The sequence below is a fragment of the Desertivirga xinjiangensis genome, assembly GCF_024436435.1.
GTDB lineage: Bacteria > Bacteroidota > Bacteroidia > Sphingobacteriales > Sphingobacteriaceae > Desertivirga > Desertivirga xinjiangensis.
In genome coordinates, this window is record NZ_JAFMZP010000004.1 from 535,427 (window position 1) to 547,793 (window position 12,367).

At 40.1% G+C, this 12,367-nt stretch carries 17 protein-coding genes; 6 read left to right on the forward strand and 11 right to left on the reverse strand.

The features are described from left to right. Positions 1 to 4: 4 nt before the first annotated feature. The 3 genes from J3P37_RS13410 (at position 5) to J3P37_RS13420 (ending at position 2,346) form a co-directional block, all read left to right on the forward strand. Positions 5 to 1,009 carry a saccharopine dehydrogenase family protein gene (locus J3P37_RS13410; protein ID WP_256011776.1) on the forward strand — a complete coding sequence of 335 codons (1,005 nt, stop codon included), beginning with the start codon at positions 5 to 7 and terminating at the stop codon, positions 1,007 to 1,009. 104 nt (positions 1,010 to 1,113) lie between these two features. Then, entirely contained in the window at positions 1,114 to 2,007 is an 894-nt protein-coding gene (locus J3P37_RS13415; RefSeq protein WP_256011777.1) for a DNA-3-methyladenine glycosylase I, read from the forward strand. Positions 2,008 to 2,022: 15 nt separating this feature from the next. After that, positions 2,023 to 2,346 carry a nucleoside triphosphate pyrophosphohydrolase family protein gene (locus J3P37_RS13420; RefSeq protein ID WP_256011778.1) on the forward strand — a complete coding sequence of 108 codons (324 nt, stop codon included), beginning with the start codon at positions 2,023 to 2,025 and terminating at the stop codon, positions 2,344 to 2,346. A 142-nt stretch (positions 2,347 to 2,488) separates the two neighbouring features. On the opposite strand, the gene J3P37_RS13425 is transcribed toward J3P37_RS13420, so the two are convergent. The 6 genes from J3P37_RS13425 to J3P37_RS13450 form a co-directional block, all read right to left on the reverse strand. Further along, positions 2,489 to 3,415, reverse strand: coding sequence for an Rpn family recombination-promoting nuclease/putative transposase (locus J3P37_RS13425; protein WP_256011780.1), 927 nt, complete (start codon positions 3,413 to 3,415; stop codon positions 2,489 to 2,491). Continuing rightward, positions 3,415 to 3,669: a type IV toxin-antitoxin system AbiEi family antitoxin gene (locus J3P37_RS13430; RefSeq protein ID WP_256011781.1), complete on the reverse strand. Its 255-nt coding sequence runs from the start codon at positions 3,667 to 3,669 to the stop codon at positions 3,415 to 3,417. The genes J3P37_RS13425 and J3P37_RS13430 overlap by 1 nt, the downstream gene beginning before the upstream one ends. An 11-nt stretch (positions 3,670 to 3,680) precedes the next feature. Continuing rightward, positions 3,681 to 4,112: a hypothetical protein gene (locus J3P37_RS13435; protein WP_256011782.1), complete on the reverse strand. Its 432-nt coding sequence runs from the start codon at positions 4,110 to 4,112 to the stop codon at positions 3,681 to 3,683. Positions 4,113 to 4,114: 2 nt separating this feature from the next. Further along, positions 4,115 to 4,684 (reverse strand): hypothetical protein, encoded by a 570-nt coding sequence (locus J3P37_RS13440; RefSeq protein ID WP_256011783.1) that lies wholly within the window; start codon positions 4,682 to 4,684, stop codon positions 4,115 to 4,117. A 72-nt stretch (positions 4,685 to 4,756) separates the two neighbouring features. Then, complete coding sequence (locus J3P37_RS13445) at positions 4,757 to 5,131, reverse strand: immunity protein Imm33 domain-containing protein (protein ID WP_256011784.1); 375 nt, start codon at positions 5,129 to 5,131, stop codon at positions 4,757 to 4,759. Next, positions 5,128 to 5,478 (reverse strand): hypothetical protein, encoded by a 351-nt coding sequence (locus tag J3P37_RS13450; RefSeq protein ID WP_256011785.1) that lies wholly within the window; start codon positions 5,476 to 5,478, stop codon positions 5,128 to 5,130. The genes J3P37_RS13445 and J3P37_RS13450 overlap by 4 nt, the downstream gene beginning before the upstream one ends. Before the next feature lie 80 nt (positions 5,479 to 5,558). Here J3P37_RS13450 and J3P37_RS13455 point away from each other — a divergent pair, with 80 nt between their 5' ends. After that, entirely contained in the window at positions 5,559 to 5,762 is a 204-nt protein-coding gene (locus tag J3P37_RS13455; RefSeq protein ID WP_256011786.1) for a hypothetical protein, read from the forward strand. Between the two features lie 183 nt (positions 5,763 to 5,945). On the opposite strand, the gene xth is transcribed toward J3P37_RS13455, so the two are convergent. The 3 genes from xth to J3P37_RS13470 form a co-directional block, all read right to left on the reverse strand. Then, the gene (gene xth / locus J3P37_RS13460) at positions 5,946 to 6,764 is read right to left on the reverse strand and encodes an exodeoxyribonuclease III (protein WP_256012021.1); all 819 of its coding nucleotides are present in this window, start codon (positions 6,762 to 6,764) and stop codon (positions 5,946 to 5,948) included. Between the two features lie 264 nt (positions 6,765 to 7,028). Beyond that, positions 7,029 to 7,643, reverse strand: coding sequence for an ATPase (locus tag J3P37_RS13465; protein ID WP_256011787.1), 615 nt, complete (start codon positions 7,641 to 7,643; stop codon positions 7,029 to 7,031). Next, positions 7,640 to 7,870: a hypothetical protein gene (locus J3P37_RS13470; protein ID WP_256011788.1), complete on the reverse strand. Its 231-nt coding sequence runs from the start codon at positions 7,868 to 7,870 to the stop codon at positions 7,640 to 7,642. The genes J3P37_RS13465 and J3P37_RS13470 overlap by 4 nt, the downstream gene beginning before the upstream one ends. Before the next feature lie 308 nt (positions 7,871 to 8,178). Between J3P37_RS13470 and J3P37_RS13475 the strand changes: the two genes are divergently transcribed. Continuing rightward, positions 8,179 to 8,541, forward strand: coding sequence for a hypothetical protein (locus J3P37_RS13475; protein ID WP_256011789.1), 363 nt, complete (start codon positions 8,179 to 8,181; stop codon positions 8,539 to 8,541). Between the two features lie 287 nt (positions 8,542 to 8,828). Here J3P37_RS13475 and J3P37_RS13480 read toward each other — a convergent pair whose 3' ends face one another. Together J3P37_RS13480 and J3P37_RS13485 are read right to left on the reverse strand one after the other, a co-directional pair. Then, positions 8,829 to 10,625 carry a T9SS type A sorting domain-containing protein gene (locus J3P37_RS13480; RefSeq protein WP_256011790.1) on the reverse strand — a complete coding sequence of 599 codons (1,797 nt, stop codon included), beginning with the start codon at positions 10,623 to 10,625 and terminating at the stop codon, positions 8,829 to 8,831. Between the two features lie 189 nt (positions 10,626 to 10,814). Beyond that, positions 10,815 to 11,117 carry a hypothetical protein gene (locus tag J3P37_RS13485; RefSeq protein ID WP_256011791.1) on the reverse strand — a complete coding sequence of 101 codons (303 nt, stop codon included), beginning with the start codon at positions 11,115 to 11,117 and terminating at the stop codon, positions 10,815 to 10,817. A 226-nt stretch (positions 11,118 to 11,343) separates the two neighbouring features. On the opposite strand from J3P37_RS13485, the gene J3P37_RS13490 reads away from it, so the two are divergent. After that, positions 11,344 to 12,177 (forward strand): polysaccharide lyase family 7 protein, encoded by an 834-nt coding sequence (locus J3P37_RS13490; protein WP_256011792.1) that lies wholly within the window; start codon positions 11,344 to 11,346, stop codon positions 12,175 to 12,177. Positions 12,178 to 12,367: the final 190 nt, after the last annotated feature.

Below are 12,367 nucleotides of genomic sequence, written 5' to 3' on the forward strand. Positions count from 1 at the left end.
GAATATGGACAACAAGAAAAATAAGCTCCTGATTTATGGGGCAACCGGGTATACGGGAAAAATCATTGCAGCCAGAGCAAAGGAGTTAGATATTGATTTTGAGATTGCAGGGCGGGAACCCGATAAAACCCGAAAACTAGCAGAAGAATTAGCGGTTGATTATCACATTTTTGATGTAGATACCGAGTACGCCTGGAAAAAAGCATTAGAGGGTAAAACAGTTTTAATCAATGCGGCTGGGCCATTTAAATTCACTGCTGAACAGGCGATGGAAGCCTGCCTGAAAGCTGGCGTTCACTATCTGGATATCAGTGCGGAGTTGGAGACCTACCTATTGGCGCAATCGCTGGACGGAGAAGCTCGGGAAGCTGGAGTACAGTTGATATCAGGTGCGGGACTTTTCGTAAGCTATGACGCCTTGGTGGTGCACCTTTCAAAACTAGTGGCAGAACCTCAATATCTGAAGGTGGGTTTCCGACATTACGGCGGTTTTTCCAGAGGATCCGTTTTAAGCAGTAAGAACATCGCTGACTTAGGCATATTGATCCGTAGAAATGGTGAAATTATTGATAATCCTGACCCAAAGTCGAAAATATTTTCGTTTGGTCAAGAGGAAGTGGTATGTATGCCAACGCCCCTGGGAGGAATTATCCTGAGTTATAAATCAACGGGAATTCCAAATATTGAAGAGTTTTTTTCTTTGAAACTGCCTGCCAGTGAACTTCCAGATTTAACAGCCGAAAATCTGCCCGATGGACCGACCAGGGAAGAACGGGCAGCGGGGCGAAATGGGATTTCAGCTGAGCTTACCGGCAAAGACGGGAAAGTAGTAAAGGCTTATGTAGATGCCCCTTCGGGATATGACCTTACACCGCTTTCGGTAGTAGCAGTAGCGCACCGCATCTTAAATGGTGACTCTAAAGTGGGCTATCAATCACCGGGTTCGGCTTATGGTGAGGATATCATTAATGATATCCCTGATACTTATTTAATCGACACTACTGCTTAAAAAATCAAAATTAAGAATCGTCAAAATGGCAACGAAACCTTCCGTTTTGACGAACTTAAACCGCATAGTTTGGTTCATCTTCGTATTAACATAAATTAATAACAATGAGTTACTGCAACTATATCCCTATGATGAAGGAACCAAGCCGTAGCCTTCATCAGAATTATCATGACAATCATTACGGATTTCCCATTCACAATGACAATGAACTCTTCGGTCGTTTGATTGTGGAAATAAATCAAGCGGGGCTGAGCTGGGAAACTATCCTTAAAAAAGAAGAAAACTTCCGTAAAGCCTATGATAATTTTGACATTAAGAAAGTTGCAGCCTATAACGAGAAGGACAGTGAACGATTACTGAACGACGCTGGAATTATCCCTAACAAGCTTAAGGTTAATGCAGCGATTGAAAACGCAAAAACCATTTTACTATTGCAAAATGAATATGGCAGTTTTGAAAAATGGCTGGAGCACCATCACCCAAAAACCAAGGGAGAATGGGTAAAACTGTTTAAAAAAACATTCATTTTTACGGGTAGTGAAATCGTAAATGAATTCCTAATGAGCATTGGCTATCTTCCCGGAGCTCATTCGCCATCCTGCCCAGTACATATGGCTATATTAGAAACAAATCCAATGTGGGCTAACAATAGTAATAATATGAATATTGAAACATTTATCGAAAAATGGATTGCAGCCAGCAATGCATTCGATATTGAAAAATATCTTAGCTTTTATCAGCCCGATGCTGTTTTAGATGATCCATCGGTAGGCCGGAAATTTGATGGGCATAAGGGAATTAAGCAATATTTTGATAACTACTTTATCGGATACAATACACTTACCAAGCAGGTAAGGCTTAAGGTGATTGATGAGGAAAATGCGCATCTGGAAGTGCTGTTCACAGGAGATTTTCCCGAAGGTAAAATTGGAGGGACGTTTGCTTTTGAATTCAAGGAAGGCAAAATAGCCTTTGTAAGAGCAGACTTAATTCATTAATAGAAAAATTGAATTATGAGTATAGATAATTTTGACGAAATCATTCGTCGCTCTATGGAAATTAGAAAAAAATACCACGAACTGGAGATAATGCATCATGGAAGCGAGTGGACGTTAGAAGAAGACGCATTAGCCTATCTGACAGACGCCGGCTTGGTGGGACGCAACATTATGTCGCAACAACAACGTTGGCCCAAAGCCGGTTCAGAAGCAGATTTGGAGCATAAACTTGGCGAAAATATTTGGTGGTTGATCGTACTAGCAGAAAGGTCCGGGATCAATATTAAGGATGCGACTAATAACTTTTTAAATGAAACAGATTCTAAGCTAAAATCGTAACCTGTCGTCGCTGGTAGTTACATTACCCAAATGATATGAGGGTTATTATTGTGGTAAAGGTTGGGAAAAGATGGAAAGCATAAGGGCACACGCGGCATGGCCTGCGCCCAGCAAGGGGAATATAGTGTAGTACAACAATTTCTTATAATCGCTCAATGTCTTCAACAGAGAGCCCAGTAGCTTTGGCGATGTCAGCAAGAGAGATGTTCATGTTTTTGAAATTACGGGCGGTGGCAAGGATCTGTTCTTTAGCGGCAGCCTCTGCCTGTTCAGCTCTTTGCCGCTCTTGCTCAGCTTTGGATAAGGCCTCTTTTATTTCCATCGCCGCTTTAGCTCTCTCTTCTTCAATAGTCTTTTCCACAGCTTTCTCAACCGCCGTTTCCACCGCAAAATCAAGCTGATTTTGCCTGTCCCATTTATCTTTCAAACTGGTTTCGTATGCCATGCGTTCCTCCTTTGTCAATGCAGCAACCTTTGCTATTTCAAACAATTTCTTGAATATAGGTTTTCTTACAAACCTGGGAATATCAACAAATTTACTCAAATGCTTAATTACAAACAACCATTGCTCCAGATCGGTTTTAAGATCATCTTCAGCTTTGTCAAAAGCTCCCAGCTGGATGTAGATAAAGCCGAGTTTGTGATAAAATTCCTTACCGGTTTCGTTATCCACCAGACTTACACGACGGATATACTGCCCGGGAAGGTTGTCCTCAAAGGAGAATCGTTCCATCAGCGCGATCAGGTACACTGGGGGCAGCTCATATTTCCATAAGTCAACGGCTCCCTTGGGTGCAATGTCGCTGATAAAGCGGGAAGAATAATACAGGCAGCGGTCTTTGAAGAACCTTTGATCAGTTCGCTGAATCTCTACCAAAAAATAGTTCCCTTTATCATCTACGCAAGAAATATCTAAAATCGCTTTAGCTGTATTTTCATCTTCCCCCTGATGCTCATTCTTGAGGAAAACCAGGTCTGTAATCTTGTGCTTACCAACGAAGATCTCATTCAGGAAAGCTATATCGCGCAGGGCTTCGTTGCGCAGTTGTTTGAAATCTACTTTCAGCATCAGAGCTTGTTTTCTTTAATCAGTTCCTGCGCCTCGTCGATGCAGCGTGGGTCCATGGTGTCGGTCAGGTCAGCGTAAGTCAGCAAGACTGGCGCAAGATGCGTATCGGCCTGGCCGATCGGGCCGTTCCAGAATCGTTGGTACAAGGTGATCTCGCCTTCGGGGTGGGGGATCAGCTGGTTACGTTTCATAAAATCCAGCTTCTCCATGCCCGTATAAATCGTCACTGTTTTTGGGAACAGGTTCTTTCGCATTTTGTAGGCATTTAGCTTATAGCAGAAGTCTTGAAAGTAATAAATTGCCTTTCATTCAAACTGAAGTAGTTCTTATCAAGTTCAATATCATTAATATTTAAAACAATAATTTGTTCAGGTTCCTCCTCCCAATCGCCTTCCCAACAGCAATAGTACTCCACTTCAGACTTTTGCGTTTCGTCTTTCAAGAAGTTCAAAAACGCTTGGGGTGACTGCTTCTGATCTTGCCATTCTGGATCGTGAAAGTACTCTGATTGGAAGTTTAAGCCGCAAGAGCAACTAGTGTCAGAACCAACATAATAAATGAATGGATTTTTGAATTTGGACTTGAGGAAAGGTTTTGCTTCTGGATTAACTTTGTCAAAATACAGAACAGTTTGATCGGGAAAAAATTGATCAATTAATTGCTCCTCCTGTGTTCCTATAAATACTGCGTAACACATTATTATTGTAATTCTATTTTTTTAACGTTGAAGTAACACTCTCGAACAGACTCTTCATCGATTAATCCTTCGTCACAGGAAGTTTGTTTCTTCTTCCGCTGTTCTATCCCTCTTTTATATTCAAGCATCAGATCTTCAACGTTGGATACAGGAGTTATTAAACCAATCCCTACTTTATCTCTATTGACTTTTATCTGATCTATTATTTGATATTGTTTTAGTCCTTCATTGTTAAGATATTGTAAATCCAGAAGATCAAGACATTTCGTATTAATCCAGCCACTTGGTATCTGTCTTCCAAAAATATTCGTTTTGTTAATGAAACACAGGCCAATCCAGATTCCACCTTCATCTTTATCGAAATCCAGGGCGATAGCATTAATAACATTGCTATCTTTTTCAAACCTCAATATCTGTCCGAATTTTACAGGCATTTCATTAAGGTCTATTCCTTTCCAATCAGGCTTCATTTCAGTGGGAATCCCTTCTGTAGTTTCAGAAGTAAGATGATTACATCCAAATTGTGCAACGACAGCTACCATAGCTGCAATGGAAAGAATTCTAAACTTCATCAATGTAAAAAGATCCAGTGATTAAATGTAAGCGTTTACCTTTTAGTAGTAAAGGGTAGAAATCTGAAGATGTTATTCCAAATCATCCGAATGCCAGTCATCCACAGCTTTCCAGGGCTTATCTATATCTTCTCTTTCATACACTGCCCCTTTTTCGCTTTTTAGTGGAATTGAGAGCGTTGGATCTTTATCAAGTAGATACCCTACATTCATGATCGTTATATTTTCAGGATTATTAGCATATTCGTCGTCTTCTAAGCCACTGAACATTCGCCATCCACTATCCTCTTTTTCATCAGCTGTCTCCCTATATAAGAACCTTATAACACCTCCTGGTTCAAGACAATTACTATATTTGAACCAACACAAGTAAATTGTGATAAGGTTTAGGTTAGCCAGCAGTAGAGGTATTGCTGGCTTTTTTATTAATTCTGACTTACCTTTCAAACCCTGATTAATCCTTGCCTTGGAAATTCTGCACCCTGCTTAATTATCTTAAATTTCAAATGGTATACCTGAACTTCATTAGCCTTCATCCATTCTTTAGCTACTTCAACAAGCTTCTTGGATAGCAATTCTGCATTCTTATAGAAGGAATCCCGTTTGAAATAAGAACTATAAGTTATATTAATACAGTCAACGTTGATGATTATCCAATCCTGCTGGATAGTTATTGAATCCGCCTTATAACGGTCATTTATTGTGGTCTTATCGCTGCTGTTAAACCAATTTTTAAGGTGTTGAATAAGGTCGTCTACTACAATCTCAATGTCCATGTCTAAAAAATTTGCCAAAGCAAATATTACTAATATTTTTAGTAATTTAAAATCATTTACTAACTTTGTTATTCAAGTTTACTTTAAGATAAGTGGTTATGTTGTTCAAGGTATTATCCAAAGTTCGGGTTATTGCTACTGGTCAGACAGGATATGTAGCGTTTCCATATCAGGAAGGAGAGAAGATCGTCGTTTCTATTAATAACGGGGGTGACAAGTTATATGATGAAAGTGAGCTGCAGTATGATCTGGGAGCTGAGCAATTGTTTAGGCTAACTACATTTAGAACAGTCCAAAATTAGGAGTATAATATATTTTACGCCGGTTATTCCGGTCATCTTCATAGATCAATACTTTAGTGAAAGGATCTAGAAAACCTAAACGGAGCCCTCTCTAATCTCGATAATTCTTAGAGAAAGCAGTAACACCCTCTATCAGCCGCTGCCGGTATCCCCGCCAGCTTCTTTTTCCTTAATCTTTTTTGCTCAAGCCTGTCGGCTTTTTGCGGAAGCTTTTGCTTTTGGAAGATTTTCATCGGCAAGTTCGATCCATACCGGTGCATGGTCGCTGGCTCCTTTCCAGCCACGAACGTGTTTATCAACCTGCGCAGCCACAAGTCTGCCGGCAATGTTTTTATTAAGAAGGAAGTGATCAAGTCTCAAACCTGCATTCCTGCCATAAGCGTCACGGAGATAGTCCCAAAAAGTGTAGACGTGTTCGTCCGGATAAAGTGACCGGATGGCGTCGGTCCAGCCCTGGTCAACAAGTTCCTTAAAAGCTTCGCGCGCTTCAACTCTGAAAAGTGCGTTTTTAAGATACTTTTCCGGTTTGTAAGTATCCATTTCGGTTGGCATCACGTTATAATCGCCCAGCAATATAACAGGCAGTTCACGGTCAACAAGATCCTGAGCATGAATAGCAAGCCTTTCCATCCAGCGCAGTTTATAATCAAATTTAGGCCCGGGGTAGGGGTTTCCGTTGGGCAGGTAGATACAGCTGATCACAATGCCCCTGATAAAAGCTTCTATATAACGGCTATGTGTGAATTCATCGTCTTCGCCGGGCAGATCGTTGCGAAGTTCCCTGATCTCTGTTTTAGATAAAATGGCCACCCCGTTCCAGCTTTTCTGACCATGCCATATGGCATGATAACCTGCTTCGCTAATAGCACCTTCGGGAAATTTATTGTCTTCCGATTTTAGCTCCTGTAAACAAACAATATCCGGCTTCGCTTCTTTCAGCCAGCGCAGCAGAACTTCAAGACGGCCATTGATCCCGTTGATATTGTAGGTTGCAATTTTCATTTTACTGGCTCCTTCTGCATTTTGAAAATTATCACCTTCATGAAGGAAGTAATTCAATAAAAGGTCATCCTCAATTTCAGAGGGAACCCGAGAGGGCCAGAATCTACATCCAAAAGAATCGAAAAATCGCAGGTCATACCCATGACACGATGAGCGGTGTGGTACTCTATAATAAGTGAGGGATAATCCGATTTAAGAGTCCGGAGCCCTCTTGATGCTAAAAAATCAAGCTATTCTAATTCAATGAGTTCATATAAAATTATTTCAGGGATTTTTCCAGTTCGGACTGGAACGGGCAAATGATAACCATGATGGAGTGCGAACGGCTTGACTGATAACATAGCCGTTCCTGGTCGAGATCAATGGACTGATGTCAGACTTTTCGGCATCGGAGGCTATATTTTGGTAGAAATGGGCTTCGTTAAACTCCCCGAAAAAAGCTTCCAGGTTACGCAGCCCTTCTGTAAAGTTTGCTTGAATGTTGTCCATGCTGACATAGTGGCCGCCTTTGGCTACCCGCAGATCGACGCGTTTTATGGATTCCTGAAGATCGGAAAGGCCAAACCAAAGTAAAACGGTATGGTAGCCCTGTTGTTTGAACTCGGTTACGGTATCCATTACCTGTGACGATCGAAAGTTGGTTTCAAAAGCGCAGTCGCGGCTCTGACGGAGTTGTTGTTTTTTCCAGCTATCGAAAATATGCCCGTTTACAGCATCATACAAAGTACCGCTGTCTGTGGCATCATAAAGGGTCTTGAGTTTGGCAAATTCCTTATCACCATCGAAGATAGGCGTACCTTCAGCCAGCATAGTGGCCGATAATGTACTTTTTCCGGCGCCGTTAGGGCCGGCGAAAACGAACAGTTGCGGAGCGCTCATCGGCTGCTGCGTGTCACAACGCGGGTAGTGCCGGTGATTTTATCGACTTTTACGACTTCGGTGTGGTCGCGGTATTGTAAAATCAGTTGGTCTTTTGAGCGGTCGTCCTGGAAGATGTTGTATAAGCCGGCGTTTAGGTTTTCTTCCTGTACTTCGGCTATGCGGCTACGTAAACGTTCCTGCTGTTCTTCCGGCGGTAATTGAAATATGTGCTTGGACTTGCTCATGTGATACAAATTTACTAAAACTGTGCCATTAAACAAAGGTCCTTTCCTATGGGAAACGGGCCTGATGGGTTAAATAGTTCAAGTAGAGCTGCTTTTGAGCTGTTTCCGTACAGTTTCCTTTGCAGGAGTTTTAAAAATAAAGCGATTTTTGTTCGTTGATTTTTTTTATTTTAAAGATAAAATATTAATATTTCTATCTTTTTCTATATTTGGCATACCGGCCCTTATCCTATTGCTAACCAATCATTACAATACCATAAGATCTTCCGGTTGATGAGTTTTTAAATTACTGTTGACAGTTTATTTTTATGGGATACTTACCCAATCTTATACCGGAGGAGCATAGGGTTCTGAAGGAATATTTTAGAGCCGGTAAAGGTAAAGATGCGTCGAAGATTAAATGGCCTCTTGCCGCGTACTTACTATCAGCGCTATTTGTGATAGCTGCGCTGACTTTTCTCGCACATCCTATTGTCTTTATTGCTTTTGCTAGCTTGTCATGGATTATATCCCCTCCAGGGCACAAATGGCTTGAGCGAAAATTCCGGTTTAAGTTTCTGACAAAAGTAAAACTGATCTTCTGTGCGGCTATGTATATAGCAATCTTACCACTTGCAAAATCGTTCCATCAGCGCGATCAGGTACACCGGGGGCAGCTCATATTTCCATAAGTCAACGGCCCCCTTAGGAGCAAGGTCGCTGATAAAACTGGAAGAATAATACAGCAGCGATCTTTGAAGAACCTTTGATCAGTTCGCTGAATCTCGACAAGGAAATAGTTCCCTTTATCTTCTGCTAGGGGATGACCTACTGGTGTTTTACATCCCCAGCGTCTATGAGTCAATTTGAGCCGTAAAAGCATCAAGAAAGTCAATTAAAGCATCAAAATATTCCGACGGAAATTTCACTGACTCAAAACGAATCAAACCAGCTCTTTTGAGTTTACTTAGGATCTATATTAATACTTAATTACTTTTTTCAAGGTAATTCTGTTTTCACCAATCAACTTAACTAAATACATTCCGGATGGATAGTTTGTAAAATGAATGATTATATTATCTTGGATGGGAATGACATTGTTAGTTTGAAGAATATCACCGTTCAAATTGGATAATTCAAACTTAGTATATTCACCAGGACCAAAAATTATAGTCACTTTATTTGTGGCGGGATTAGGGAAAGAAGTAACAGGCGAAGATGCTTTATTGATATTTGACTTAAACACCCTTGTTCCTAAATCCGTTGATCTTCCATCCGTGTCCATTTGGACAAGTTTGTAATAACTAAGATCATTTAAAGGCATACTGTCGAAAAATGAATAGTTGTTCTGATCTGCTGTGTTTCCTTTACCAATAATAGTTACTAGGTCATGAAAATTCAATCCATCAGCAGATCTTTTGATTTCAAAATGACTGTTTTTTTGTTCGGAAGCACTTGACCACTCCAGTCTGGCACCATTATCCACCCTGGCTATTGAAAAGCTAATTAAATCTACCGGAAGTACAGAAGTGATAACATTAATCACGACTGAACCTGTTTTATTACCACCAGTCCCTGTGTTTCCCTTATCGCTTATTGATACATTTAAGCCAACGTTTTCAGAAGTATTGATAGCTAAATTGCCGGTAGCAATAAACGAATTAATTTGAGCAATTGAACCAGTTAAAGACAAATCATTTGTCCCGGTCCCCAAAACAGTTACTTCGGAGCTTTGGGCCGCATATAACAATCCCGAACTAGTCGAGATTACGACAGTGACAAGTGCATCTCCTGCGTCCACATCTAAAAATAATATTCCAATCAATGTACTTGACTCATTTTTATTGATGCTGATACTTCCCGGTGCCGAAATTGTCGGAGCGTCATTTACAGCGAGAATGTCTACTGGCAAAGAAGTGATATACATGTCATGTTTATCATCTTCAACGGCGATGCGCAAACTAATTCGAGTTGTAGAGTTAGCCAACGGTGTTATTAAAACTTGAGAATTGGCAAAAAATGCATTCAGGTTTTTTAGAGTGCCTGTTAAATTCCACGTGACTCCCTGTTTACTAACAACGACACTCCCTCCCGTTTTAGCAGACAACGACATTCCTATCGAAGGTGTTAAGCTCACCTTCATAACATTATTTCCTATATCAATATCTGAAAATGAAATTCCTGTAATAGCAGTAGTAAGATCCTCCGTAATAACCATTGGTAAGCTGACATCTACATTTATTTCTGGCATGTCATTTTCGTCCCAAACCTTAACAATTTTATTGGCGTTCAGGCTGTTTGAAGTCCCATCATTCACTAAAAAGCTGATGGTTTTATCTTCTTCGGCAGGCGTTTCTGATAAATTAAGGTAAGTAACTGCTCTCAAGGCTGATTGCCACTCCGCCATTGTTGCGGTTGATCCTGCTGAAGTCAAGCTTAGGACGCCTGCTGAATTGGACAACAAAGTTATATTGCCCATAGTTTTTTCATCGTTTTCCCAATCAAGATTATCTTGATCACTTCGAAAATTCTGGGTTATGCTTACAGTGGCTGATGCTAATGCGGTGTTGTCGGGACCGGATAAAATAATACCATTATCAATAATTACAGGAATCGAAGGAGTTCTATCGGCTTCCCAAAAATTTGTCTTCCACTCACTAGTCACTATGGTTGGTGGTTCATTTAAAACAACTGTAGTATTTTTATTTTCAAGCGGACTCTTTGCTAGTACGTGTACTGGTATAAATAGAAGAAGGAAAATATAATTTATTTTCATTGTTAATGTGGATTGTTAAAGCTTTGGAAAGACCTTTCGTAAATATAGAAAATAATTTAATTAGAGGCTTAATTTCGAGCATAGCTCTGGCATGCCAGTCTTGATAAGTCACTGCATCATGAAAGCATAAGGGCACACGCCGCACGGCCTGCCCCGGCAAGTACAATATAGTATAGGACAAAAATTTTCTTACAATCGCTCAATGTCTTCAATAGAGAGCCCAGTAGCTTTGGCGATGTCAGCAAGAGAGATGTTCATGTTTTTGAAATTACGGGCGGTGGCAAGGATCTGTTCTTTAGCGGCAGCCTCTGCCTGTTCAGCTCTTTGCCGCTCTTGCTCAGCTCTGGACAAGGCCTCTTTTATTTCCATCGCCGCTTTAGCTCTTTCTTCTTCAATAGTCTTTTCCACAGCTTTCTCAACCGCCGTTTCCACCGCAAAATCTAGCTGATTTTGCCTGTCCCATTTGTCTTTTAAACTGGTTTCGTATGCCATGCGTTCCTCCTTTGTCAATGCAGCAACCTCTGCTATTTCAAATAAATTCTTGAATATAGGTTTCCTTACAAACCTGGGAATATCAACTTGTGGGTTTTGAAAAATATCTCACTAAGGATTTGCTAATGGATATGAAGTTTGCTTATTCTAAAATATATAGTTAGCTTTAACTATTATTGGTAAACCACAGACCAATTCATCAAGTTATTAACCAAATTAAAATCAAATGAAAACACCAAAAAATGTTCATGGAGCTCTTTTAGGCATGGTATGCCTACTAAATGCATTGACCAGCTGTAAAAAGCAAGACACGATTAATTTACAAAATGGATCAGTGATCAATAATTCTGAAAAGTCAACTACATCTGTCACAAGTACGATAGGGGCTCCAAGCTCAAATGTAAATTTTTCAAATGCCTTAAGTCAATGTAAATTGCAAAGCAGCTATGAGAATTCTGGTACATCTACAACTGATTACAATACAAATGGCTTAGTGAAAAGTGATTATTTTTATTTAAGTAGTACTAATAAAATGGTACTGATATCTCCTTTAGGGGCATCTGAGCGTACTGAGCTTAGACAGAATGCAGATATGAGTTTAAACACATCACAACGAATGCGCTTTGACGCGGTTATAGAAAATATTCCCAGCGGTTCTGGGGTTACAATTGCGCAGGTACATAATGATTATAGTGCTGTCGAAAAGCCATTAATTAGGGTGTATATTTCTGGAACAAGCAGTACTTCTAAGACCATTACTTCTAAAATGAGCAATACTTATGAAAAAGATGATACTTCTTACACTAGCGGATCTGGCTCAGTTAGTTTTTCAAATGGTCAAAGAGTATATGTAAGATTGCAGTTCCAAACATCAGGAAAAAAGATCGCCGTATATGTTGAAAATAAGGATAATGGCCAAGTTTATTCACAAACATATACCGTACCAAGTGCCTGGAATAATGCTGACGGGAATTATTATTTTAAGACTGGGGCTTATAATCAGGGTAGCGATCAGAAAGCTAAATTAAGTTATAACTCACTTTATATTGATCAGCCATAAAATTAGGAGCCCATTTGATAATGTACAGCTATGAGAATAGATTTCTAATATCTAAAAACCCAGTTCTATATTAGAAACTGCGTTTTTGTGACCGAAACGAGAGGTGATGAAAGTTAAGTTAGAATTCAATCGAGAGAGAGTTCGATTTTTAAGTTCAAATCTTCGTGTTTTTTCTGATCGAAGAGCAACG